This is a genomic window from Haloarcula amylovorans (assembly GCF_004681185.1).
Classification (GTDB): Archaea; Halobacteriota; Halobacteria; order Halobacteriales; family Haloarculaceae; genus Haloarcula; species Haloarcula amylovorans.
The window spans coordinates 417,979-441,696 of the sequence record NZ_SRIF01000001.1; the positions used below are offsets into that span (position 1 = coordinate 417,979).

Here is a 23,718-nt window from a genome sequence, read left to right on the forward strand (position 1 = left end):
CGCGTGCCGGCTCGTGTCAGTCTATACTTATTGCATTTCCGAGAGTATTCTCCGGTATGACCTTCGTTTCATCCGCGGTCGGCCGACGAGTCGTCGCACTCGCGCTCGCAGCGATGCTGTTCCTGTCGGTCGGAACCGGTGTCGCCGCCGCGCAGTCCTTCGAAGGGGCCGCAGGCTCGATTGTCGTCGGTCCCGACGAGACCTACGACAGTATTCAGGGATTCGCCGGGTCGGTCGTCGTTCGGGGGACCGTCACCGGGGACGTCTCGACCGTCTCCGGAAGCGTTCACGTCACCGAGTCCGGTGAGGTCGGCGGCGACGTCTCCGCGGCCGCCGGGACCGTCCGAATCGACGGCACCGTCGGGGGCGACATCAGTGCCGCCGCAGGCACCGTCGAGATCGGCGAGACGGCCCGGATCGGCGGGAACCTCGAATCCGGTGCCAGCTACATCTCGGTCGACGGCACCGTCGAAGGCGACGTGACCGCCGGGGCCGAGACCATCGTCCTCGGGCCGAACGCCGTCGTCGGCGGCGAGTTCCGCTACGACGCTGAGACGTTCACGCAGGACCCCGCGGCGAGCGTCGCCGGCGGCGTCGTCCGCGACGACGGCATCGGAAGCGACGCCGGCCCGGACTTCGCCGAGTTCACCGTTCCGGCGTGGCTCGGCGCTCTCTACGGCCTGTTCGTCAACCTCCTGCTCGGCGTCGTCCTGTTGGCCGTATTCCCGGCGTTCTCGACCCGCGTCGCCGACCGTGTCGCGGGGAGTCCCGTCAAATCCGGCGGCGTCGGACTGCTCACGCTGATAGCCGTTCCGTTAGTGCTCGCAATCCTCGTCGTCACCATCGTCGGCATCCCGCTCTCGCTCGTGGGCGCGTTCGTCTTCGGTGTCACGGCGTGGGTCGCGCTGGTCTACGGGCAGTACGCCATCGGCGCGTGGGCGCTCTCGCTCGCCAACGAGGACAACCGCTGGCTCGCGCTCGTCGTCGGTGTCGTCGGGTTCGCCGTCCTCGGTGCCATCCCCATCTTCGGCGGCCTGTTCCAACTCGCAGCCTTCCTGCTGGGCCTCGGTGCGCTCGCGCTCACCTTGCGAGAAACCTACGGAGGTCGCGGGGAGGAAGACACCTCTGGTGGCCGACAGACGACGCTCGACGAATCTTCGGGCGACGCTCGGGTGGCCTGACTCTCTTTATCGCTTATCTCGTCGATTCGGATTCGACGTTCGTCCACGGGTGCTCGTGGATCACTGCGTAGGTCGCCCCGAGCAGGACGCCGTAGACGACGTGAGCGACACCCACGGAGAGAATCACGAGGAAACTGCCGAGAAAGCCTGGGAGCGACACCAGCGGTTCCGGAAACGACGCGACGCCGAGCGCAGACATCGAGATGGGTAGGAGCAGGCCCGTGGAGACGAGACCGATGGCCGCCGCGTAGACGACCCCCGCTGCGACGCTCTCGGCCACCGTCGTCGCCTGCTGACGAAAGAGTGGTCGCGAGAGGACGAAGGTGAATACCATTCCCGCGAGGACGCTGTTGAACAGGTGGACCGCCCATCCGCCGAGGACCGTCGGCCACCCGTACAGTGCCCCGACGAACGGCATGAGGTTCGCCCCGAGGTGGAAGACGACTCCCATCCCGACGCCGCCGACCAGTCCGCCCGCGGCCCCCGCACCCCACGTGTACCTGAGCGAGTCCGCGAACCGTTGCGTGGCGAGTCGTTGGCTCATACCGTCCGCTATGTGTATTGGTGACAAATATACAACCGATTGTATCGCGTCAACGCTCGACGTAGCGCGTGCTTACGCCGAAACGAAGGCGCAGGCGGGTGCGAGTTGCGAACCGCGGCCGGAGTAAGGCGTCGTTGTTCGTGCCCTCGCTAGTCTCTCAGCGCGTCCTCTCGCTCTGTCGCCTCCAGCGTTTCCTCTTCGACGTCCGTGGCGACCACGGCGGGCTTGTACGCGCCGCCGGGGATGAGGTCGTGTTCGCCGACGGAGGAGTCCACGAACCGCTGGAAGGCGCGTCGTTCGGGTGGGAGTTCGCCGTAGAGGACTTCCTCGTCGACGAGGTCGTAGACGGGGATACGCGGCGTCAGGAGCGTATTCTCGCCGACGACACTGCCCTCGCCGACGATGAACCCACTGGTGACTCGACAGCCAGCGCCGAGCGACACGTCGTCCTCGACGATGACGGGGTTGCTCTCGACCGGTTCGAGGACGCCGCCGATGAGCGTGTTCGCGCCGAGTTTGACGTTCTCGCCGATTTGCGCACAGGAGCCGACGGTGTCACAGGAGTCGATGAGCGTCCCGTCGCCGACGTGGGCTCCGATGTTGACGAAGGACGGCGACATCATGATGCAGTCAGCGCCTAAGTACGCCCCGCGGCGGATGGCCGTGCCGTCGGGCGTGTTCCTGGTGCCGCGCTCGCCAAGGTCTTCGGTGTCGCGCAGAGGCAGTACGTCGTGATACTGTACGCCGCCGTACTCGCGGCTGTAGGTCTCTCGGAACGCGAAGTTCAGCAGGATGCCGCGCTTGACCCACTCGTTGACCTGCCACTCGCCGTCGACCTTCTCTGCGGCGCGGATTTCGCCGTCTTCGAGTGCGGTGAGGAAGCTATCGAGCGTGTCCAGTTGCGGCGGCTCGATATCTTCGACAGTCGCGCCCTGTTCGTACGCCGTCCAGAGGTCCCCGATATTCCGTTCGAGGTCTTGTCCGAGCATGCTTAGGCGTCGATAACTTCCCCGAACGTATAGCGACCGGGGGTTCGGTCCGAGAGCCACACTGCCGCGTCGAGCGCTCCGGCGGCGAAGACCGCGCGGTCCTCCGCGCGGTGGGACAACGACAGTACCTCGTCGTTGCCCGCGAGGATGAGTTCGTGTTCGCCGCGGATGTCGCCCGCCCGGCGTGCGAAGACGCCGATTTCGTCCTCATCGCGCGGCGCGTGGCCTTCGCGGCCGTAGACCGGCTCTACGTCGCGTTCCTCTCGAACGGTTTCGAGAATGCTGTTGGCGGTTCCCGAGGGCGCGTCGACCTTCCCGTTGTGGTGGCTCTCCATCAGTTCGAGGTCGTAGCTATCCAGTGCGCGGACGGCCTCTCGAACCGTGCGCTGGAGGACCTGGATTCCCCGCGAGAAGTTCGTCGCCTTCAACAGCGGCACCGCCTCGCTGACGGCGTCGAGTCGGGCCATCTCGTCCTCGTCGAAGCCGGTGCTACCGACGACGATGGGGACGCCCGCCTCGGCACAGGCTTCGGCGACGACGAGCGCTCCCTCGGGGACGGCGAAGTCCACGACGACGTCGACATCGTACTCGGTGAGTGCATCGGCTGCGTCTTCGGGGCGGACGACCGGAACGCCCTCGACCGACTCCACGTCGCTCGTCGCGAAGCCGACGACGACCTCTGTATCGCGGTCGGCGGCCGTTTCGAGAACTGTCTCACCCATCCGCCCGGTGATACCGACGAGGGCGACCCGCGTCATCGCTCTCGCTCCGCGTACTCGTCCTCTAAGTCCTCGGTTGCGAGGACGTCGAGGACGTTACGGAGGTGCTCGGTGTGCTCCTCCGAGAGGCGCGTCAGCGGCGAGCGGACGTAGCCGGAACTGTACCCGCGGATACGCATGGCCTCCTTGACTGGGATGGGGTTGGTCTCGACGAACAGCGCGCGGAACAGCGGCCCGAGTTCGTGATGCAAGGCGCGAGCGCGCTCGAAGTCCTCGGAGAGGGCTGCCCCGACCATCGCGCAGGTCCGCTCGGGTTCGACGTTCGCGGCCACGGAGATACAGCCGGTCGCCCCCATCGAGAGCATCGGCAGGGTCATCCCGTCGTCGCCCGAGAGCACGGCGAACTCCTCGTCGCGCGTGCGTTCAATGATCTCGGATATCTGACCCATATCGCCGCTGGCTGCCTTGTATGCCGCAATATTTTCGTGGCCGGCCAGTTCGACGGCGGTGTCGGGTTCGATGTTCCGTCCCGTCCGCGAGGGGACGTTGTAGACGATCTGCGGGCAGTCCACCTCGTCGGCGATGGCCGTGAAGTGATCCACGAGGCCCTGCTGTTCGGGCTTGTTGTAGTACGGCGAGATGAGCAAGAGTGCGTCCGCGCCGGCGTCTGCGGCCCGCTGGGAGAGCGAGAGCGCCTCGCGGGTGTTGTTCGACCCGGTCCCGGCGACGACCGGCACGTCGTCGACGGCGTCGATAACCGCCTCGACGGCCTCGATGTGTTCGTCGTGGGTGAGCGTCGCCGACTCGCCGGTCGAACCGACTGGCACGAGGCCATCGACGCCGGCCTCCTCCAGTCGCTGGGCGTCACGTCGGAGCGTTTCGAAGTCGATACTGCGTTCGTCGTCGTCCTCGAACGGCGTACACATCGCGGGGTAGACGCCGTGGAAATCGATTGCTGTCATTGCTGAGGTGTGTGGTGTCGCTGTGGGATAGGTGGTGCGGTTGGAGGCGATGCGAGAGAAAGCGACCCGGGACGGGGATGCCACGCCCGCCGCGAGCCATCGCTACCGCTTCCGTTTCGGTTTCGGGACGACGCAGACGCTACCGACCGGCGAGCGGCCCGGGGGGTCGTGGCGTCGTCGCATATTCGTGTGAAAATCCGTGAGGGACTTAGCTGTTGTGTTCGCTCGGCGTTCCTCTCGCTAGCACGCAGAGTTACACCGCATCGTTTCGAGGGCCGTGCTCCTTACGGTCGCGCGCCCCTCGCTACTCCACGGCTCACTCCGTTCGCCGTTCCGTCGAGACGCTTCGTTTCACTCAGCGTCTCGCTAACCCCGAAAGCCTATCCCGGAGGGAATTCGAAATCCGATATGACCGTTTCCCATCCGGGTCAGCGTGTGGCCGTCTTGGCCGACGCGCAGAACCTCTATCATACTGCCCGGAGCCTCTACTCGCGCAACATCGACTACTCCGCGCTGCTCGAAGACGCCGTCGACGGCCGTGAACTCTCTCGTGCGATCGCGTACGTTATCCGCGCGGACTCGCCCGAAGAAGAGACGTTCTTCGAGGCGCTGGTCGACATCGGCTTCGAGACGCGAATCAAGGACATCAAGACGTTCCAGGACGGGTCGAAGAAGGCCGACTGGGACGTCGGCATGAGCTTAGACGCCGTCACGCTGGCGAAGCACAACGACGCTGTCGTCCTCTGTACGGGCGACGGGGACTTCGCTCGGCTCTGTCACTACCTCCGTCACGAGGGCTGTCGCGTCGAGGCGATGGGCTTCGAGGAGTCCTCCTCAGAGGACCTCAAGGAGGCCGTCGACGGCTTCGTCGACATGAGTGCGGACCCCGACCGATTCCTGCTGTAGCCGTCGCTACTCGCTCGCTTCTCGAAAAACGGCGGAGCGTGTTCAGACCGGGCGACCGTCTTCGGAGGTACCGACCAGCAACGAACCAGCGGCCATTCCGAGCGCCGCGAGGCCGCCGGCTATCGACGGGATTCCGAGGTTTATCGGTCCTGCGGTGAGGATGAGCACCGTGCTGACGAACAGGAGGACGCCGCCCAGCAGCATCTTTCGCTTGTCTGTAGCCATCGTACCTGTCGGTAGTCGCTCATCCGGTATAAATTTCCCCAAAATCACCCGACGAAAGTACGGTATGTGGTCACAAAGACCGCCCTATTATTCCCGATTTATAATTTAGTTATCACGACGAGTCCAGCTCAGACGGGCAGCAGAGCCATCGTCGAACGAGCGGCGACCGAAAGCGAGTTGCCGACCGAACGACGAACACCGACAATGACCGACACCGACGTTCGGAGTCTCCGCCGGGCCGCCGACTACCAGTTCGGCGGCGGCGCAGGCGCGACGCTTTTTCCTGCCCTCGACGGAATCGAGATAACGCACACCAGTTCCGGCCGACCACGGCAGGTCCACGCCGACGACGGCCGCCTCGTCACCTACGGTACTGACGGGCGCTACCGACTCGGACTCGCGGGCGGCCGCCGTTTGCAGGAGTCCTTCGACGCGCCGCGACACCGCGTCGTCGTCGGTGACGAGAGCGAACCGTTCGTCCGCGAGGGCCGCAACGCCTTCGCTAAGTTCGTGAAACGAGCGGACCCCGGCCTTCGTCCCGGTGACGAGGCCCTCGTCGTTCACGAGGACGGCGACTTACTCGCTGTCGGTCGCGCCGAACTCCCCGGCGAAGGCATGGCCGACTTCGAGACGGGGATGGCCGTGAAGGTGCGCGACGGGGCCGAGGACTGACAGAAAACATTTACTACGCACTTTTGAACGGTCGTTATGCGCCGCCGACAGGTCCTCTCGGCCGTCGCGCTCTCCGCCGCATCGCTCGCCGGATGCAATAGTCTCGGGACGCCCGAACAGACGCCGGCAGACGTGACGCCCGCCGACGTGCCGAGCGCTACGGAATCGCCCACAGAGACGGCTACGCCACCGGTGACGCCGGACCCCGGCGATCCGATTCTGGTCGTCGTCCGCAACCGAAGTGACGAGTCCAGACGCGTCTCGCTCACGCTCTCCCATGGCGACGGGTCGACCCTACTGAATGAGGCCGTCACACTCGATGCGGGCGCGAGGACGGAGTTCGAGACGGGTATCGAAACGCAGGGACAGTACGACCTCGCCGTCACTATCGACGGAACAGAGCGGAAGTTCGATGTTCTCATCGAGACGTACGATGTCCGGATGGGATCGAATCAGGAGATCGAAATAACGACCGACGAGATTCGATTCTTTGTCGAAGAGTAACCTATCGATAGGCGTCCACGAACACCTGTTCGCGGCGCATCAGTTCCTCGACGCCGTGGTTGAGAATGCCATCGCCGAGTGCTGTCGCCTGCGGTGCGGTAATTCGTACTGTACCGAACTCGCGGCCTTGCCGCGAGTTCGGCCTTTTTGGTCCAGATTTTTGGCCCGGGGTTGAGCGCTCGCCAGCGGCGAGCGCGAACCCCCGGGTGAAAAAGGTGGGTCGCTAAATATTTCCGGCCGGAACGCAGACTCACGGGTATGTTCGGCGGAGGCGGCGGGGGCATGAACCCTCGCAAGATGCAGCAGATGATGGAACAGATGGGCATCAGCATGGACGACATCGATGCCGAAGAGGTAATCATCCGGACGGCCGACGAGGAACTCGTCTTCAGCGACGCCGAGGTCCAACTCATGGAGGCCCAGGGCCAGAAGACCTACCAGGTCGTCGGCGACCCGGAATCACGCGAACTCGGTTCGGGCGAGAGCGCTGAGAGCGCCGAACTCGAAAGTGGCGCGGCCGAGAGTGACGCGGCCGAGAGCGACGATAACGACGACGGGAACGTCGTCGACGCGGACGACGTCGAACTCGTCGCGATGCGGACCGGCGTCGACGAGGAGACGGCGCGAGAGGCGCTCGAAGACAACGACGGCGACCTCGCGGACGCCGTCGACCAACTCGAATAGCGTGTCCTATCTCTTCGTCCACGAGGACCGCGAGTACCTGCTGGACCCCGGTGAACGATTCGAGTCCGACCTCGGGATTTTAGAGGTTCCAACGGACGTCGAACCGGGCGATGTCGTCGAGACGCATCTCGGAACCGCGTTCACGACGCGGCGGCTCCGCGGGCCGGACCTGTTCAACCACCTCGAACGCACTGGCGCGCCGATGATGCCCCGCGACGTGGGTCTCGTCGTCGGCAAGACGGGCGTCGCCGCGGGCGACCGTGTCCTCGACGCCGGGACCGGAACCGGCATCCTCAGCGCCTATATGGGCCGACTCGGAGCTGACGTGGTGACCTACGAGGTCGACCCGGAGTTCGCCGACGTCGCCCGCGAGAACATGGCGCTCGCCGGTGTCGAGGAGAGTGTCGAGGTCCGAACCGGCGACGTGACCGACGACCTCGACACCCTCTCGGGGTTCGACGTGGTCACGCTCGACACCGAAGACGCCCCGACGGTCGTCGAACGAGCACCGACGTTGCTCCATCGTGGGGGGTCACTGGCCGTGTACTCGCCGTTCGTCGAGAACACGCGCGAGGCCGTCGCGGCGGCGAAAGAGGTCGGGTTAGCGAACGTCGAGACGCTCGACACCATCCAGCGCGAAATGGACTTCGACGACCGGGGGTCCCGGCCGTCTACGGGCGGCGTCGGCCACACCGGCTACCTCACGTTCGCGCGCCGGCCCTGAATTTTCAGGCCGCCTCCGTCGCGGTCGAGCGCGATAGGGAGTGGTTTCAAGCCCCAGTGACGTGTATCACCGCTCGCATGAGCGACGCAGAGGCTCCCGACGAGACGACGACCTGGCCCGAACTCGCCATTGGCCTGTACGACCGCCTCACTGGCCGGAACGCCGAAATCACGTACGAGTTCGAGGAGATGGAAGTCGACGTGCCGAGCAAGACGGGTGAGGACCCCGAGTACGCCCACTGGCGTATCGACGGCACGCTCACCGTCACGACACGCGAGAACGAGTGACCACCGACACCGAGCGAGCGCACCAAGAGCCGGTAGAAACGGTTGCGGAACTACTGGACGCGCTCGAAGATCGGCCGTCGCTGGCTGTCGAGGCGGACCTCGCCGTCGAGATAGACGGACACGGCGCGACCGTCGTCGGCTACGATGAGGTCGTCACAGTCGACGTTCCCTCGCTCCCGGCTGCGCTCTCGCTGTGGCGGGGGTTGCCAGTCGATTTGATGGACCTCGCGGCGGTGCTGGCGTCGGTCGGCCTGACCGCCGAGTTACAGGTCCGCGGCGTCCCCGTGGCGCGCGTCGGCGAGGACGCCACGCCGAGCACCGCGGCTCGGCGGCTCGGACTCGGGTCGGTCGAACTCGTCCCCGACGGTGTCCCGCTAGCCGCGGTCACTCGACGGCGCGGATGAGGTCGAGCAGTTCGTCCTGGTAGTCCTGTGGGGTGCGTTCGAGTTCTGTGGGCGCGTCCGCCAGCCCGAGAATCTCGGCGACCGGGCGGTCCGGGTACGCACCTGCAGCGATGCGGAAGCCGTCGCCGTGCCAGACGCCGACCCAGCCGGTTATCGACAGCGTCGCACTGATTTCGTCGAGCGACAGCGACGCGGTGTACGTCCGCAGTCGAACGCGGTCACCGCTGTCGGTGCGGACCCGCTCTCGTCGGCCGCGTTCGACATCCACGAATCCCCGGTTTCGCAGTTGATCAGCGAAGGAGGAGTTAGCCTCGGAGCGGACTGTCGGAAGTATCATCGCCGGGCCGATGCCGGGAGCCAGCGGCGGGCGAAAAGTCAGTGCGGTCGCGAAGAAGAAGCGCCACTGCTGGTCGACGCCCGCCGATTCTCGGGCGGCCTCGCGGGTTCGACTGTCCCCGTAGAGGCGGGTTGCACCGACAACCTTTGCTGTTGGCAGCTCGAACACCGTTTCCACGTTCTCGTCGGTCACCTCCCAGCCGCCATCTCGAAGGCGGGTTTCCGGAACGGCCGGAAACGAGGCGTCGTCGGACACGCTATCGGCTCAGTGGTCGTCCTCGCGCCACTTGTGTTCACACTCGGTACAGGTGAAGAACCGGGTCTCTGACTCGTCGGCGGCGCGGATCTGCTTCATCTCGTAGAAGGCGCGGTCGTTCCCACACTCGGGACAGCGCTCGCTGGTCGTCGGTCCCATGTCCGTGGCGTCGACCTCGGAGGTGTCGACGATCTCGGACTCCTCTTGGCCCTGCGTGGTGACGGCCATCTCCTGTTCGGCCTCGTCGTCGCGCAGCTCCTCGTAGCCACAGCTTCCACAGACCCAGCGGTTGCCCTCCGTCTTCATCATCGAGCCGCATTCGTCGCAAAATTGCATCGTTGCCCCCACTAGCCGGCCGTCCGTGTTAAACGTCCGGGTTCAGTCGTTGTTGAGCCACGACGAACACGCTTCCATGTCGTCTAACTGCTTGCCGTGATGAGTACAGTACGGTTCGACGTCGCCGTCGTCCATCACGTACTGGAAGTGCCGGCAGTTCCCGCAGTACTTGTCGGGTTCGCCGCGATGGACGGCCGTGTCGGTGATGGGATCGTGGCCCGTCGACGAAGACGTCCCACCGTCGGTCGACGGCGAGGCCTCCGGACCGGCGTTGGCGACGGTCGGATCGAGGTCCCGTTCGGAGAAGGTCGGTCGGTCGTCTGCTGTCGAACCGTTTTGAGTCGACTTCGAGGACTGGTCGGCGGCCGTCGTCTTCCGTCGGGGGGCGTCGGTGGACTGAGTTCGCTCACTGGGGGTCGTCGGTTGCTGACCGAGCACTTCGGTGTCACCGCCGTCGCTGACGGTGTTGCGGCCATCGTCGGGACGGTTCGTCTGCGTCTCGACGCTGCCGTCGGGGTCGTTACCGAAGAAGCCGATACCGCCCAACCCCGGAATCGCGCGGCCTTCTTCGACGAGTTTGATGGTTCCCTCTTCGGTGACTTCCATCCGCGCGGTGCCGCCGGGAGCCTTCCGGGTCTTGAACGTCGCTAGCGCGACGAAGAGACACCAGAACGTCGTCAGGATTCCGGCGAAGTAGACGACGCTGGTCCCCAACGCGAGCGTCGGCGCGCTCGTCATCCAGTTGTATGGGTAGATGTGCTGGAAGGCAACGACGCCGAGCAGCGAGACGCCGGTCCCGAGCACCGCGAGCGCACGGGTTCGGACGCTGGCTGGCAACACGGCGAAGATACCGAGGACGACGGTCGGCAGGCCGACTCCGGCGACGATGCCGCCGACTTCCCGGGCGGCGTAATCTCCCAGCCCGACCCGCGTCCCCACGTCCGTCGTCGCGAGGGCGATAGCGGCGACGAGTGCCGCGGTTCCGACGAGAAACAGCGCCGTCCCGACGACCTGCTGGCGGCGAGACGCGACGCGACCGACCTCCCCCTCGTACACGTCCGTCAAACTGGTCATAAACGTGTCTAGAACTCGGCTCCTCAAAACTCCACGTCAGACGCGCGTCTGACGCAATCGTGCAAACCAATCGCGCCGGTGAGTGGACGATAGCGAGGCTGAACCGGGAGATGTCGATTTATGCTGTCAGAAGCGCTGACTGCAGAGTGACGGAGTTTCTCTGCGGGGTACCGGTTCTCGACGCTACCAAAAAGAGGAAAGAGCGCGGGACGATACTACGAGAGGTCGCGCTCTCGCACACCGTCGCGGATGTTCGCCGCACGCTTTCGTACGCGGGAGACGTAGCGGTGCACTTTCTCGGGTTTCTCGCCGTAGAACGACGCGGCCCAGTGGACGTCGATGCCGGGCTGGGTGAGGAAGTACGCAACGAGGGTGTCACGCCCGGCCTGAATTATCGCCGGCGGGACGCCGCGGTCGCCGGTACCGGCCTCCTCGAAGCCATTGACGTCGAAGTAGACATCGGCGTACAACGTCGCGTCCTCGGTGTCGTCGAACTCGATACCGCAGTGGTCCGGTGCCTCGAATCGGTAGCGTGCGTCGCCGTCGACGCTACTGTCTTCGAGGATGCGGACGCCGAGGACGTACTCGCGGTACGTCGAGTCCGTCTCGGCCGTCGTCGGGTGGTCTGTTTGTGACATAGAGCGTGTGGGGGATAGGTCAGCGTGTCAGTGGGGACCGAACGCAGGGGGCGTTATTCGTCGCTGTCGTTGTCGTTCTCGTCGTCTTCCGTCTGGCACTGCGGTCCGCGGCCGGGGTTGTCGCCGGAGTTGCCGGGACTGTCGCCAGAGTTACCAGGATTGTCTCCGGAGTTGCCGGGACGCTCGTCGAGATAGTCCGGCTCGTAGACGTAGAGGCAGTCGTTAGGGTAGGATCGGGCGGGACCGCCGAAGCCGTCCTCACAGCAGAGGACGCGGCCGTCACGCATCGCGTAGACGTTGTCGATGTTCCGGAGCGCGTCGTTGGCGTCCTCGGGCGAATCCGTGAAGTCCGGGCCGGTGATGACGGGTTCGAGCGTCGAGACGTTGTAGTCCGGTTCGAGTTCGGCGCGGTAGACGACGCCGCCGTCGACGCGGTCCATCTGGATGTCGCCGGTCGCGTTCGCCAGGTCGTCGTTGAACTCCGAGATGCCGAAGTAGACGAAGTCGCCGGGGCCAGCGTCGTCGGCGCTGTCGACGCCCTCTGCCTTATTGAACTCGATGGACGCGCCGATTTCCTTCGCGGCCGCGCGGGTTTCGAGGAAGGGCACCTTTCGGAGGTCCTCGTCGACGCCGTCGGGACCGTTCTGTTCGTACTGCTCGGCCCAGTCGACGATTTCCTCGTTGCTGATGTAGTTCTGGTTGCCGTTTTCGATGACTTCGAGGTCCGCCTCCCGAACTGCGGCGTCTAAGTCCTCGCTCCAGTCGGTGTCGGCGTGCGTTTCGAGGTAGTCGGTCTGGGTCACGTCGTCGTACTCGGCGACCCACGACTCGACCTCGCCGTTGGTCGCGTGGCCGAGTTCGATCCACTCCACGTCGAGGGGTGTATCGGCCGGGGAGTTGCGCGTGCCAGCCTCTTCGGCGTTCGCGGCGTCGTTGGTGATCTTCGGCGCGTAGAGCGTGCCCGCGATGTCGTCGGTGTCGTCGTAGCTGGGAATCGCCCGGTCGGCGACGAACTTGTAGATGCCCTTGCTGTCGCCGTCCGAACAGCCGTAGACGGTCCGCTGGTCCTTCTGGATGTTGGGGGCTTCCCACGCCGCGCGGCCCATGACCCAGTATTTGATCGGCTCGGGCGTCTCCGCTGCGGGCTCTCGGACGTCCACGAAGTAGCCGTAGCGGTACGGATTCGGGTAGGTGTCACAGATTGGCTGTGTGACGTTCTCGGTGTTGTCCTCGTTCTGGTCTCGCGTCTCCGCGCCGAGGTGGTACGCGAGGAACTCGACGCCGGTAAGCGCCCAGAACCCCTGCGGGCTGAACGACGATTCGAGGTCGCCGTTCTCGGCGTACGTGCCGATAGCGTCCGCGATTTCCGACGGATTCGGCCGATTCCAAAACTGACAGCCGCCCACGAGTCCGGCACCCGAGTCCGCTTCCACGATGTCGCTGACGGTATTGGTCAGGTTGACGCGGGTGTGTGCGTAGTTCTCCTCGGCGGAGATCATCGTCTCCCACGGGCTGAGGTCGCCGTAGCAGTTGATCCGCGTCCCGCCGATGTCGCGGAACGCCTCCGTGTTGGTGACGTTCATCGCCTCGCTCAGGTCGGCGCTCCACTCGCCGTCGTCGTCCTGATTGAGCGGAACGCGCGAGATGCAGCCCGGGCTGTTCTCCCAGTTGGTGAACAGGTAACCCTCCGTCCCCTCGTCGTTTGTCGGGACGAACTGGTTGCAGTCGGGGTTGCTCCCGGAGAGGCCGTACTGCGAGCCCGCGAAGTACGGACGCTCTCCGCGTTCGGATTCGGGGAGACTTCCCTGCTGGACGATGTTGCGTCCGTCGGGCGTCTGCGTGACGCCGAGCAGAGAGGAGCCGTCGCCGATTGGCTCACGACCATAGAAGAGAATCTCGTAGTCGCCGGAATCGGAGCGGACGTCGCCCTGCTCCGCTCGCGTCTCGGGGAACGCGACCTCGTCGAAGTCATCGTTGCTTCCGTCGAACTCGAACTGGAACCCGCTGAAGTAGCCGACCGCCGCCCGGTTGAACGGTTCGCCGTTCTCTGCCGAGGGGTGCTGGAGGCTGTAGAGCAGGGACCCGTCCTCGAAGACGAACGGTCCCGTGACCTCCGCACCGAACGCCGTCGTCGAGAAGCGCTTGAGCGACCCCTTCACGCTCGGCGCGCCGGGCGTATCGGACTCCGGAACCTCTTCACCACTTGCTGTCCCCACGACACTCGCCCCCAGTGCAGCCGCGACTGAACTGGAAATCAGCTTCCGTCGAGTTAAATCGACCATGCGGGTGGAGGGTCGGAGGATGCGTAAAAACCGCTTTATATGAGGCCACTACACCCATATTTTTGATACATATCACTTGGTATCGTTACGGACGGTAGCGGAGCCGACAAACCATCTACGTCTACGGGTTCCGTACACTTTCGGAGAGGGGCCGCATCGACGCTACCGAAGAACTATCAGAATATGATAAATGTCTTTCCGATCTACAATGGACGGTCTATGAACACGTATCGACCGTCCTACATCCCCATGTCGGCGGCCGCCTCGGGTACCGGAAGCGCGCTCGGCGTCGTCCCAAGCAACTCGGCGGCGTGGTCCAGCGCCATGTCGAAGCCGTAGTACCGTTCCAGTTCGTCGCCGTCGGCGGTCGGTCGCACTTTCAGCATCGCGTAGCCCTCGATGTTCTGGGCGATTGCCGCCGTCCCCCCGGCGCTCTCGAACGTGAGCACTCGCTCTGATTCCGTCTCTCGGTAGTGTGCGGTGATGCCGTCGGCCGTCGACTCGGTCGCTCGCTCGGTGTCCGTCATTGGTGTTTCTAGACAGCAAGGGTATGCTAACCTGACGGTCCACTGCGCCGAACCGCAACCCCGAAGCGACTCGGCACGCACGCTCTGACATGGCGAAGTGGTTTCAGAGCGGGCGGCGGCGCGATATCTGCGTCTTGCTGGCCGGGGCAGACGAGGGCGAACTGACGGGACAGCGACTCAAGACCCGACTCGAACGGCGCTACGACACCCGCATCGACCCCAAGAGCTTCTACGGGGCGCTGTCGGCGATGGAAGATGCGGGCTTTCTCGAACACCGTACCGAGGGCATCGCGGATAAGTACTCCCTGACCGACGGCGGCGAGCGACGCCTGCGCGAGCAGTTCGAGTGGATGGCGGAAAACCTGGGAGAGTAGCGACCCGTCGGAGTCTGTCTCAGGCCCCCGGGACGCCGACGGCCTCGAAGGCACCGATCCCGACCAGCGCCAGCAGATAGAGGACGACGAGCGAGGCGATCCACGCTATCAAGGCGATGAGGATCGCGTTCCCCCACCCGCCGGGGTACCGGGCGTTGATGACCGCTACGTACGCGATGAGGACGAGCAGCGGCCCCAGAAGTGGTATCCAACCGAACAGGAATCCGACGACGCCCCAGATTATCGCCCCCAATAGCGCCGTCACGATGGCGTAGGTGTAATCGTCGTAACCCGCGACGACGCGTGCGCCGACGTAGATTCCCAGTGCGCCGACGAGTAGACTGACGACGAAGACGACGACGGAGTCGATGAGCGCCATACGGGGGGCTCCGAAGACGGAAACGTAGTTATTGCCCGCTTACGACGGGAACCCTGGACTACCGGTGATTCACCGAGCAGTCTCCACAGGCGTTCAGTCCAGCAGTTGGTCGGCGATGGTGTTGCGAAGCACCTCGCTGGTCCCCTCGTAAATCTCGTTGAGTTTGGCGTCGCGGTAGAACCGTTCGACGGGGAAGTCCTTGGTGTAGCCGTAGCCGCCGTGAATCTGGATCCCCTCGTTGGCCACCTCCCGTGAGACTTCGCTGGCGTAAAGCTTGGCCTGGGCGGCCTCCTTGATGAACGGTTCGCCGCGCTCTTTCAGGTCGGCGGCCTTGTGCATCAGCAGCCGAGCGGCCGACGTCTTGGTGTCCATGTCGGCGATTTTGTGCTGGATGGCCTGGAACTCACTGATAGGCTGGTCGAACTGCTCACGGTCCTGTGCGTACCGAAGTGATTCGTCGAGGGCGGCCTGTGCGATGCCGACGCCGCGGGCGGCGATGGTGATACGCCCGCCGTTGAGCGTCTTCAGCGCGTGGACGAACCCACGGCCCTCCTCACCGAGGCGGCGCTCTTCGGGGAGATACATGTCGTCGAATCGCAACTCGGCGGTCGGACACCCCTTGTCGCCGAGTTTGTGTTCGGTTCCCTCGACGACGAACCCGTCGTCTTCCTCCGGACGGACGATAAAGGAGGAGATGCCCTTGCTGTCCGCGTCGGGGTCCGTCTTGGCGAAGAGGACGACCGTATCGGCGACCGACCCGTTCGATATCCAGAGCTTGCCGCCGTTTACCACGTAGCCGTCGCCGTCTTTCTCCGCGGTGGTCTCCATCGCCGGCACGTCGCTTCCCGCCCCTGGTTCCGAGAGGGCGAACGCCCCGATGTCCTCGCCCGCCGCCATCGGCGCGAGATACGTCTCCTTCTGGGCGTCGTCGCCGAACTCGTAGACCATGTTGCAGGCGAGCGAGATGTGGGCGGCGACGATGGTGCCGAGGCCCCCGCTCCCCCGTGAAATCTCTTCGAGCGCCATTGCGTAACTGTGATAGTCCAGTCCTGCACCGTCGTACGCCTCGGGAATCGGCATCCCCATCAGCCCCAGGTCCGCCATCTGTTCGACGAGGCCCCACGGGAACTCGTCGTTCGCGTCGATGTCGGCCGCCCGCGGGACGACCTCCTCGTCGACGAATTCCGTGACCATCTCCTGTATCTGGCGCTGCTCTGCAGATGGACTGAAGTCCATGCCAGTAGGTATCGAGGCACAGTCCTTTACTGTTCGGCAACGGGCGACCCGTTGTCGGCAGTCGTATTCTCGCTTCCGCTCCGTGCCCGGTCAGTCGTACTTGTAGAAGCCAGCGCCGGTCTTCTTCCCGAGGTCGCCGGCGGCGACTTTACGTTTCAGGAGGTACGCCGGCTGATAGCGGTCGCCCAGCTCCTCGTGGAGCGTCTCGGAGGCGTCCAACACCACGTCCAGCCCGATGTGGTCGGCCAGCTCCAGCGGTCCCATCGGGACGTTCGTACCGAGCGTCATTCCGCGGTCGATATCCGCCTCCTCGGCGACGCCCTCGTCGTAGGCGCGGATTCCCTCGTTTATCCATGGCATCAGGATGCGGTTGACGACGAAGCCGGGTTTGTCGTCGGCCTCCCACGTCTCCTTGCCGAGGTCCTCGGCGAAGGCGTGGCCGAGCGCGAGCGTCTTCTCGTCCGTCTTCTCGCCGACGACGACTTCGACGCCTTTCATCACCGGCACAGGATTCATGAAATGCAGACCGAGGACGCGCTCCGGGCGGTCGACGACGCTGGCGATGGTGGTAATCGAGAGCGTGCTGGTGTTCGTGGCGAGAATCGTCTCCGGGCCGCACGTCTCCGCGAGGTCGGTGAAGACGGACTGTTTGACGCCCATCTCCTCGGTGACGGCTTCCACGACGAGGTCACAGTCCGCGAGGTCATCGAGGTCGGTGGTCCCGTCGATGCGGTCGCGCGCGCTGTCGGCCTCCCGGCGAGTGAGTTCGTCGCGGGCGACCAGTCGGTCGAGGCTGTCGTCGATGGAGTCGAACCCCGCCGAGACGAAGCGCTGTTCGACGTCGCGCATCACCACGTCGTACCCGGCGCTCGCGGCGACCTGTGCGATGCCGTTTCCCATCGTTCCCGCGCCGACGACGCCCACGGTGTCTATTTCGTCGAGTTCCATAGTCGGGGGTTCGACCCGATTTCGTGTAAGTCTGCCGACGGTAGTAGAACAGTAAATTTGCTTACCATCACCGAAAGGTGTTACTTACTACCACGCTAAAACCCACGGACGGCGGACAACTCCAATTATTCACTCGCTCCGTAGTAAATGTCAGGAACAAGATACTTATGGGGTGCGCTGGAATAAGGAAGTGACGTGACAGCGCTCACACCCGGACGGCCGGCCCAGCTATCGACTAATCAGTGTGACGTCCGGGAACCGACGCCCAGCATCTCCGAGAATGAGTAAATCATCCGACGCCTCGGCCGCGCAGGCCGACCAAACGGTCGCACAGGTCATCGACACCATCGCGGACACTGCAGCAGACGTACGGACGGCAATCGCCACAGAGCGCGAACATAGCGGGACGGTCAACCCCAGCGGCGACGAGCAACTGGCCGCCGACGTTCGCGCGGACGAACTGTTCGAACAGCGCATGCTCTCCATCGACGGCGTGGCCTCCTACGCCAGCGAGGAACGAGAAGACGTGACGACGACCGACGGGCACGTCCACATGGCAATGGACCCGCTCGACGGCTCCTCAAATCTCGAACCCAACAGCGGGATGGGGACCATCTTCGGCGTCTACAGCGAACAACCCCCCACCCACGGTCGCAACCTGCTAGCAGCCGGATTCGTCATCTACGGCCCCGTCACCTCGATGGTTGTCGCCCGTGACGGCACGGTCAAGGAGTACATCCTCGACAGCGAGGAGAAACGCCTCGTCGACGACGACGTGACCGTCCCCGAGGATCCGACCGTGTTCGGGTTCGGCGGCGGCGTCGACTCCTGGACCGACAACTTCGGCACCTTCGCCGAAGAGGTCCGCCACGAGCTCAAGCTGCGCTACGGCGGCGCGATGATAGCCGACATCAATCAGGTGCTCTCCTACGGCGGCGTCTTCGCCTACCCCGCCCTGGAGTCCAGTCCCGACGGGAAACTCCGGCTCCAGTTCGAGGGGCAACCGATGGCCTACATCGTCGAGACGGCTGGCGGACGCTCCTCCGACGGTTCTCGGTCTCTTCTCGATAGGAATCCGGACGAACTCCACGAGCGCACGCCGCTCCACCTGGGCAACGCCGACCTCATCGACCGTCTCGAATCATCGGTCGAGCAGTACCAGCGGTAGAGCACCGATTTCACAGCCGCAGACACCGCCCGGACCAGTTCTCCGTCTGCAGCGAGTCCGTTCCGACGAATTCCCGAGCGGCGCGACTCGTCGGGGTAACTACTGTGACCCCGGGGGCCGTGTGGGGTGGTATGAAGGTACGTATCGCGGCGGGCGCGAGCCGTGAGGAAGCGTCCGCTATCGCCGCCGCCGTCGCCGAACACGTCGGCGAGAGCGTCGAGGTGTTCGTCGGCGACAGCGACGAACCGACGCTCGTCCGGGAAGTCAGCGAAATGGACGACGACGGAACCGACAGCCCTCCCGAGACGGACGAGGACCTCGGCCCGACCGACCGCGAGAAGCGACTGCGCGAGGAGATCGCCGACATCGAACGCGGCGGGCCGGAGAAGTACCGCGAACGACTGGCCGAGCAGGGGAAACTGTTCGTCCGCGACCGCCTCGAACTCTGGTTCGGCGACGAGGGATTGGACTTCGAGGACGGCCGGTTCGCTAACTTCGACGGGTGGCGTAGCGAGGCGCGAAGCGCCTCGGACAGTCGAGCGAACGAAGGCCGCGAGACCGCGGACAGCCCGGACGGCGAGGCGAGCGACAACGACGACCGGCTCCCCGCCGACGGCCTCGTCACCGGCGCGGGGACCGTAGACGGCCGGAAGGCCCACGTCGCCGCGAACGACTTCACCGTCAAGGCCGGCTCTGTCGCCAAGCACGGCGTCGAGAAGTTCCTGCGCCTCCAGCAACGCGCGCTGAAGACTGGCCGACCGGCGCTGTACCTCGTCGACTCCTCGGGCGGCCGAATCGACCAGCAGCGGGGCTTCTTCGCCAACCGCGAGGGAATCGGGAAATTCTACTACAACCACTCGATTCTTTCCGGAGCCGTCCCGCAGATATGCGTCCTCTACGGCCCCTGCATCGCCGGCGCGGCCTACACGCCCGTCTTCTCGGATTTCACGGTGATGGTCCGCGGGATGAGCGCGCTGGCCATCGCCTCGCCGCGGATGGTCGAGATGGTCACCGGCGAAGATATCGACTTAGAGACGCTCGGCGGACCGGACGTCCACGCCCGCCACTCGGGGAGCGCCGACCTCGTGGCCGACGACGAGGAACACGCCCGCGACCTCGTCGCCGACCTGATCACGTATCTGCCGGACAACTGCGAAGAGAAGCCGCCCAGTCGGGACCCCGTCGCCCCGTCGAAGTCCCCCGAGGGGCTCGACAGCGTCGTCCCGCAGGAACCGAACAAGGGCTACGACATGCATCGGGTCATCGACCGCGTGGTGGACGGCGACTCCTTCTTCGAACTCCAACCGGAGTACGGCAAGGAGATTCTCACCGGGTTCGCGCGCATCGACGGCCGCACCGTCGGCGTAGTCGCCAACCAGCCGAGCCACCGCGCCGGCGCTATCTTCCCCGACTCGGCCCGCAAAGCGGCGGAGTTCGTCTGGAAGTGCGACGCGTTCAACGTCCCGCTGCTGTACCTCTGTGACACGCCGGGGTTCATGGCGGGGTCCGGCGTCGAGAAGGAGGGCATTCTGGAGGCGGGCAAGAAGATGATCTACGCCACCTCCTCGGCCACCGTCCCGAAGCAGTGCGTCGTCGTCCGGAAGGCCTACGGTGCGGGCATCTACGCGATGTCCGGCCCGGCCTACGACCCCGAGGCGACGCTCGCGCTCCCCAGCGGGGAAATCGCCATCATGGGACCAGAGGCCGCCATCAACGCCGTCTACGCCAACAAACTCGACGCCATCGACGACCCCGACGAGCGGGCCGAACGCGAGGCGGAACTGCGCGAGGAGTACCGCCGCGACATCGACGCCCACCGGATGGCCAGCGAGGTGGTCATCGACGAGATCGTCCCACCGAGCGACCTGCGTGCGGAACTGGCCGCCCGCTTCGAGATGTACGAGACCGTCGAGAAAGAGCGCCCCCAGAAGAAACACGGCGCGATTCTATAACGGCGGTCAGTCGGCCGTCGAGTCGGCGAGGGTTCCGCCGAGTCGCTGGCGGGTGAGTTTCGGCGTCTCGCGAGCCACCAATAGCGCCGTCACGATACCGAACGCCGCGACGCCCGCCAGACCTACTGGACTGGCGACCAGTTGCGCGAGCGCTTCGCTGTCGGCACGGGCGTACACGACGACGAACCCGGCAGAGCCGTTGAAGACGCCGTGTACCAGCGCCGCCGCGAAGACGGACTCGGCGCGCAGGACGAGATAGGTGTACAGCGGCGAGAACGCGACGCAGGCGAGCACCATCATCCCGACGCCGACCGCCGGGAACGACGGGAAGTTGTAGCCGTCGAAGATGACGGGCGCATGCCATATTCCCCACAGCGAGCCGATGGAAAGCGACGCCTTCCAGAACCCCAGCGGTGCAAGTTCCCACAGCAGATAGCCGCGCCAGCCGAACTCCTCGCCGAACGCGAAGACGGCGTTGATAGTGACACCGGCGACCAGGACGATGCCGAAGACGACGAGTAGCCCGACGACACCGCCGGGAAGCGGGACGCCCGGCAACGGATTCGCCGTCGGGTCGAAGGACACGCCGGGGACGAGCAGCGAGATGAGGAGCGTCAGACCGACGAGGGGGAGCGCGACCAGCGCTGCGGCGGCCAGCCATCGCGGTCGCCCGAGACGCAGTCCGACCGTCGAGAGCGAGACGTCACTGGTGAGCACAGCGACGAGACCCGCGACCATCGGCGTGAACATGTAGATAGGGGCCAGTGCGACCATGCGAATCCCTGTCGCCAGCGAGACAGCGACGAGGAGCGCCGCGAGGCCGACGAGCGTGACGCCGAAGCGGGCGAGGCGATTCGTATTCGGCCGAGTCACGTCCGGTTGAGTTCCACCTGCTCCCGCCACGGTCACTCCGGTTTCAGTTCGACCAGCGCAGTTCGCTCGAACGTACAGACGAGCGTGTCGTCCTGCTTGTAGACGTCTACCTGCATCGTGACGACGCCGCGGTCCCCGTCGCTCGTGAGGCGCTTTTCGGTCACCGTCGTCTCGGCGCGAATCGTATCGCCGTGGAACACCGGCGCGGGATGTTCTACGCCGTCGTAGGAGAGGTTGGCGACGATGGTGCCGTCAGTCGTGTCCGGAATCGTCAGGCCCACCGCAAGCGACATCGTGTAGAGTCCGTTGACCAGTCGCTCGCCGAACTGCGTCTCACTGGCGAACTCGGCGTCCAAGTGGAGCGGCTGCTGGTTCATCGTCAGGTCACAGAACCGCTGGTTGTCGCTCTCGCTCACTGTCCGCCGTTTCCCGTGACGAATCGTCTCGCCTTCCTCGAACTCCTCGTAGTACAGGCCGGTCATACCGACGGGAACACGCGCCGGGCCCTTAAGTGGCCCCGAGTGATGCCGTTCGGTATCCCCCCCTCAGCCTCGTCAGCGGTCTCTACGTCGTCGCCGCGAGCGCCGCCGGAACCGTCGCCAGTCCCAGCGAGACGCCGATAACGTGGGGTTGTCGGCTGGACTGGCCTGTAGCGTCTGGCTGGTCGGCGGCGTCAGCGCCCTCGTTACGACGGGATGAATGCAGCCCAGGATGTAGAAACATTCAATACGAATAAAATGTAAATTAGGGGATATGGGTATAGCCACGATGGTATCAGACTGGCTCCCCGACAGCCCGCCGACGTGGGACGACGTTATCGTGACTGTCCTCGCCGTGGTGTGGCTATCTCTCACGTTCTCCGGACTCGATACGATCTCGTGGACAGCACTCGCGGCCGGTATTGGAATCGTCGTGGTCGTAGCGGGACCTGTCGCTCATTCGACGCTCAGCGAGCGCATCAGTGCTCGGGTACCAGCACTCGGACCGGCCGGCCGTGCTGTCGGTATCGTCCTCTTCGCGGTCGCTGTCTGGTTCGTCGCACCGATGGTCGACGTCCCGGCCCACCTCGTCACGAGCTTTTGCGGCGGTGGGATGCTCGCCCTCGCGGTGCTGGTGGCGCTCCAAGCCGTCTACGCCGGTGAGGTATCTGGATGGCGAATCGGGCAGCGAGACGATTGAAGTGAGATTGCAAGCGCCGATACTTAGGGACCGGGACCGCCTACGAGAGACCATGCCCCGTCGAAGTATCCTCTTTTCGCCCGGCGACGACGCCGGGAAACTCCGAAAGGCCCCGGAGACGGACGCCGACGTAGTGGTTTTCGACCTCGAAGACGCCGTGGTCCCCGACCAGAAAGCTGCGGCCCGCGAAATCGTCCGCGACGCACTCTCGGACGTGTTCCCGGCCGACTGCGAGGTCTGCGTCCGCGTCAACCCGGTCGGTGCGGGCGCGGCCGAGGACCTCGCCGTCATCCTCGACGGCCCGACCCCGGACAGCGTGATGCTCCCGAAGACCCGAGACGCCGACGACGTGCGACAGCTCGCGGAGCTGTTAGCTGACGCGGGCGTCGCGTGTCCGATACTCGCCCTCGTCGAGTCGGCGGCGGGCATCCTCCACGCGGAGGGCATCGCCGCCGCCGAGGGCGTCGAAGCGCTGGTGTTCGGAGCCGAGGACCTCGCCGGCGACATCGGCGCGACGCGAACCGAAGCGAGCAGTGAAGTCGAACACGCGCGCCAGCACGTCGTCCTCGCAGCGCGGGCCGCGAACGTGACGCCCATCGACACACATTTTCCCTCCTACACCGACGACGAGGGACTCCAACGGGAAGCGAAACGCGCGCTTCAGTTGGGGTACGACGGGAAACTCGCCATCCATCCCGCGCAAGCGACCATCATCAACGAGGTGTTCACCCCGACGCCCGCGCGGGTGGAGTGGGCCGAACGCATCCTCTCGGCGCGCGACGAGTCGAGCGGTGGCGTCTTCGTCGTCGACGGCGAGATGATCGACGCCCCGCAGATTCGACAGGCTGAACGGGTCCTAGAGCGGGCGAACGCCGGCAGCGAGTGAGCGCCAGAGGAGCTAAACCCACGCGGGCCGACATATGTCGTGTGCCATCGATACCTGAGAAATATCACGACTTGTTCGAGAAGTCGACGTTCGCCCACGTCGTGACCATGCTGCCCGACGGTCGGCCGCACTCGATGCCGGTCTGGGTCGACTACGATGCCGAGGACGACCGACTGTTGGTGAACACTGAGCGCCACCGACGCAAGGCGAAGAACGTCGAGACGGACCCGACCGTCGCGGCGAGCATGACCGACCCCGAGAACCCGTATCGGTTCCTCTCGATAACGGGAGAAGTCGACGAAGTAACGACGGAAGGCGCACGCGAGCACATCGACGAACTGGCGAAGCGATACATGGGCGAAGACGAGTATCCCCAACCCATCGAGAGCGAGCGAATCATCCTTCGTATCCGCGCCGACGAGGTGTTTACCGGCGGGTAGACGCACCCTGCCTGCCACCGACGGCGGTATCCT

31 protein-coding genes are annotated in these 23,718 nt (G+C 65.0%); 14 read left to right on the forward strand and 17 right to left on the reverse strand.

Translation table 11 applies throughout. The features are described from left to right. Positions 1-56: 56 nt before the first annotated feature. Positions 57-1,181, forward strand: coding sequence for a bactofilin family protein (locus tag E4S61_RS02025; RefSeq protein WP_135302234.1), 1,125 nt, complete (start codon positions 57-59; stop codon positions 1,179-1,181). Between the two features lie 13 nt (positions 1,182-1,194). Here E4S61_RS02025 and E4S61_RS02030 read toward each other — a convergent pair whose 3' ends face one another. The 4 genes from E4S61_RS02030 to dapA all read right to left on the reverse strand — a co-directional run bounded on the left by E4S61_RS02030 (position 1,195) and on the right by dapA (position 4,395). Continuing rightward, positions 1,195-1,725, reverse strand: coding sequence for a hypothetical protein (locus tag E4S61_RS02030; protein ID WP_245180545.1), 531 nt, complete (start codon positions 1,723-1,725; stop codon positions 1,195-1,197). 149 nt (positions 1,726-1,874) lie between these two features. Beyond that, positions 1,875-2,714, reverse strand: a complete 840-nt coding sequence (locus tag E4S61_RS02035; protein WP_135302235.1) for a 2,3,4,5-tetrahydropyridine-2,6-dicarboxylate N-succinyltransferase — start codon at positions 2,712-2,714, stop codon at positions 1,875-1,877. A 2-nt stretch (positions 2,715-2,716) separates the two neighbouring features. Beyond that, a complete protein-coding gene (gene dapB / locus E4S61_RS02040; RefSeq protein ID WP_135302236.1) occupies positions 2,717-3,472 on the reverse strand; it encodes a 4-hydroxy-tetrahydrodipicolinate reductase in 756 nt (251 codons plus the stop codon). After that, positions 3,469-4,395 (reverse strand): 4-hydroxy-tetrahydrodipicolinate synthase, encoded by a 927-nt coding sequence (gene dapA, locus E4S61_RS02045; protein ID WP_135302237.1) that lies wholly within the window; start codon positions 4,393-4,395, stop codon positions 3,469-3,471. Before dapA ends, dapB begins: the two co-directional genes overlap by 4 nt. A 408-nt stretch (positions 4,396-4,803) precedes the next feature. Between dapA and E4S61_RS02050 the strand changes: the two genes are divergently transcribed. Continuing rightward, positions 4,804-5,301, forward strand: coding sequence for a LabA-like NYN domain-containing protein (locus tag E4S61_RS02050; RefSeq protein ID WP_135302238.1), 498 nt, complete (start codon positions 4,804-4,806; stop codon positions 5,299-5,301). Between the two features lie 42 nt (positions 5,302-5,343). Here the strand turns inward: E4S61_RS02050 and E4S61_RS02055 are convergent, their stop codons facing one another. After that, on the reverse strand, positions 5,344-5,526 hold the full coding sequence (locus tag E4S61_RS02055; protein ID WP_135302239.1) for a hypothetical protein: 183 nt from the start codon (positions 5,524-5,526) through the stop codon (positions 5,344-5,346). Between the two features lie 204 nt (positions 5,527-5,730). On the opposite strand from E4S61_RS02055, the gene E4S61_RS02060 reads away from it, so the two are divergent. From E4S61_RS02060 to E4S61_RS02090, 6 genes are all read left to right on the forward strand, one after another. Next, entirely contained in the window at positions 5,731-6,198 is a 468-nt protein-coding gene (locus E4S61_RS02060) for a PUA domain-containing protein (protein WP_135302240.1), read from the forward strand. Positions 6,199-6,234: 36 nt separating this feature from the next. Continuing rightward, a complete protein-coding gene (locus E4S61_RS02065; RefSeq protein WP_135302241.1) occupies positions 6,235-6,702 on the forward strand; it encodes a hypothetical protein in 468 nt (155 codons plus the stop codon). A 258-nt stretch (positions 6,703-6,960) separates the two neighbouring features. Continuing rightward, the gene (locus tag E4S61_RS02075; RefSeq protein WP_135302242.1) at positions 6,961-7,386 is read left to right on the forward strand and encodes a nascent polypeptide-associated complex protein; all 426 of its coding nucleotides are present in this window, start codon (positions 6,961-6,963) and stop codon (positions 7,384-7,386) included. 1 nt (position 7,387) lies between these two features. Further along, positions 7,388-8,110 carry a methyltransferase domain-containing protein gene (locus tag E4S61_RS02080; RefSeq protein ID WP_135302243.1) on the forward strand — a complete coding sequence of 241 codons (723 nt, stop codon included), beginning with the start codon at positions 7,388-7,390 and terminating at the stop codon, positions 8,108-8,110. 77 nt (positions 8,111-8,187) lie between these two features. Next, the gene (locus E4S61_RS02085; RefSeq protein ID WP_135302244.1) at positions 8,188-8,397 is read left to right on the forward strand and encodes a hypothetical protein; all 210 of its coding nucleotides are present in this window, start codon (positions 8,188-8,190) and stop codon (positions 8,395-8,397) included. After that, positions 8,394-8,801: a hypothetical protein gene (locus tag E4S61_RS02090; protein WP_135302245.1), complete on the forward strand. Its 408-nt coding sequence runs from the start codon at positions 8,394-8,396 to the stop codon at positions 8,799-8,801. The genes E4S61_RS02085 and E4S61_RS02090 overlap by 4 nt, the downstream gene beginning before the upstream one ends. Here the strand turns inward: E4S61_RS02090 and E4S61_RS02095 are convergent. From E4S61_RS02095 to E4S61_RS02120, 6 genes are all read right to left on the reverse strand, one after another. Further along, positions 8,782-9,393: a hypothetical protein gene (locus E4S61_RS02095; RefSeq protein ID WP_135302246.1), complete on the reverse strand. Its 612-nt coding sequence runs from the start codon at positions 9,391-9,393 to the stop codon at positions 8,782-8,784. The two genes, E4S61_RS02090 and E4S61_RS02095, sit on opposite strands and share 20 nt — an antisense overlap. A gap of 9 nt (positions 9,394-9,402) precedes the next feature. Further along, a complete protein-coding gene (locus E4S61_RS02100) occupies positions 9,403-9,729 on the reverse strand; it encodes a transcription factor S (protein WP_135302247.1) in 327 nt (108 codons plus the stop codon). A 42-nt stretch (positions 9,730-9,771) separates the two neighbouring features. Further along, a complete protein-coding gene (locus E4S61_RS02105) occupies positions 9,772-10,803 on the reverse strand; it encodes a DUF7139 domain-containing protein (protein WP_135302248.1) in 1,032 nt (343 codons plus the stop codon). Between the two features lie 215 nt (positions 10,804-11,018). Beyond that, entirely contained in the window at positions 11,019-11,441 is a 423-nt protein-coding gene (locus tag E4S61_RS02110; RefSeq protein WP_135302249.1) for a hypothetical protein, read from the reverse strand. Between the two features lie 53 nt (positions 11,442-11,494). Then, positions 11,495-13,723 carry an alkaline phosphatase PhoX gene (locus E4S61_RS02115; protein ID WP_135302250.1) on the reverse strand — a complete coding sequence of 743 codons (2,229 nt, stop codon included), beginning with the start codon at positions 13,721-13,723 and terminating at the stop codon, positions 11,495-11,497. 239 nt (positions 13,724-13,962) lie between these two features. Continuing rightward, on the reverse strand, positions 13,963-14,250 hold the full coding sequence (locus E4S61_RS02120; RefSeq protein ID WP_135302251.1) for a DUF7111 family protein: 288 nt from the start codon (positions 14,248-14,250) through the stop codon (positions 13,963-13,965). A gap of 89 nt (positions 14,251-14,339) precedes the next feature. Between E4S61_RS02120 and E4S61_RS02125 the strand changes: the two genes are divergently transcribed. Then, complete coding sequence (locus E4S61_RS02125) at positions 14,340-14,624, forward strand: helix-turn-helix transcriptional regulator (RefSeq protein WP_135302252.1); 285 nt, start codon at positions 14,340-14,342, stop codon at positions 14,622-14,624. Positions 14,625-14,643: 19 nt separating this feature from the next. Here the strand turns inward: E4S61_RS02125 and E4S61_RS02130 are convergent, their stop codons facing one another. The 3 genes from E4S61_RS02130 to E4S61_RS02140 form a co-directional block, all read right to left on the reverse strand. After that, positions 14,644-15,003: a hypothetical protein gene (locus E4S61_RS02130; protein ID WP_135302253.1), complete on the reverse strand. Its 360-nt coding sequence runs from the start codon at positions 15,001-15,003 to the stop codon at positions 14,644-14,646. Between the two features lie 93 nt (positions 15,004-15,096). Beyond that, entirely contained in the window at positions 15,097-16,239 is a 1,143-nt protein-coding gene (locus E4S61_RS02135; protein WP_135302254.1) for an acyl-CoA dehydrogenase, read from the reverse strand. Between the two features lie 90 nt (positions 16,240-16,329). Next, entirely contained in the window at positions 16,330-17,187 is an 858-nt protein-coding gene (locus E4S61_RS02140; RefSeq protein ID WP_135302255.1) for a 3-hydroxyacyl-CoA dehydrogenase family protein, read from the reverse strand. A gap of 280 nt (positions 17,188-17,467) precedes the next feature. Between E4S61_RS02140 and E4S61_RS02145 the strand changes: the two genes are divergently transcribed. Together E4S61_RS02145 and E4S61_RS02150 are read left to right on the forward strand one after the other, a co-directional pair. Beyond that, on the forward strand, positions 17,468-18,355 hold the full coding sequence (locus E4S61_RS02145) for a class 1 fructose-bisphosphatase (RefSeq protein ID WP_135302256.1): 888 nt from the start codon (positions 17,468-17,470) through the stop codon (positions 18,353-18,355). 131 nt (positions 18,356-18,486) lie between these two features. Further along, positions 18,487-20,307 (forward strand): acyl-CoA carboxylase subunit beta, encoded by a 1,821-nt coding sequence (locus E4S61_RS02150; protein WP_135302257.1) that lies wholly within the window; start codon positions 18,487-18,489, stop codon positions 20,305-20,307. 6 nt (positions 20,308-20,313) lie between these two features. Here E4S61_RS02150 and E4S61_RS02155 read toward each other — a convergent pair whose 3' ends face one another. From E4S61_RS02155 to E4S61_RS25165, 3 genes are all read right to left on the reverse strand, one after another. Continuing rightward, the gene (locus tag E4S61_RS02155; protein WP_135302258.1) at positions 20,314-21,180 is read right to left on the reverse strand and encodes a CPBP family intramembrane glutamic endopeptidase; all 867 of its coding nucleotides are present in this window, start codon (positions 21,178-21,180) and stop codon (positions 20,314-20,316) included. Between the two features lie 32 nt (positions 21,181-21,212). After that, positions 21,213-21,662: a MaoC family dehydratase gene (locus E4S61_RS02160; protein ID WP_135302259.1), complete on the reverse strand. Its 450-nt coding sequence runs from the start codon at positions 21,660-21,662 to the stop codon at positions 21,213-21,215. Positions 21,663-21,744: 82 nt separating this feature from the next. After that, positions 21,745-21,903 (reverse strand): hypothetical protein, encoded by a 159-nt coding sequence (locus tag E4S61_RS25165; RefSeq protein ID WP_167768388.1) that lies wholly within the window; start codon positions 21,901-21,903, stop codon positions 21,745-21,747. A 45-nt stretch (positions 21,904-21,948) separates the two neighbouring features. Between E4S61_RS25165 and E4S61_RS02165 the strand changes: the two genes are divergently transcribed. The 3 genes from E4S61_RS02165 to E4S61_RS02175 are packed head-to-tail and all read left to right on the forward strand — an operon-like array spanning position 21,949 to position 23,685. Further along, positions 21,949-22,359 (forward strand): hypothetical protein, encoded by a 411-nt coding sequence (locus E4S61_RS02165; RefSeq protein ID WP_135302260.1) that lies wholly within the window; start codon positions 21,949-21,951, stop codon positions 22,357-22,359. A gap of 52 nt (positions 22,360-22,411) precedes the next feature. Further along, positions 22,412-23,245, forward strand: a complete 834-nt coding sequence (locus tag E4S61_RS02170; protein WP_135302261.1) for an HpcH/HpaI aldolase/citrate lyase family protein — start codon at positions 22,412-22,414, stop codon at positions 23,243-23,245. A gap of 41 nt (positions 23,246-23,286) precedes the next feature. After that, positions 23,287-23,685, forward strand: coding sequence for a PPOX class F420-dependent oxidoreductase (locus E4S61_RS02175; protein ID WP_135302262.1), 399 nt, complete (start codon positions 23,287-23,289; stop codon positions 23,683-23,685). Positions 23,686-23,718 lie beyond the last annotated feature (33 nt).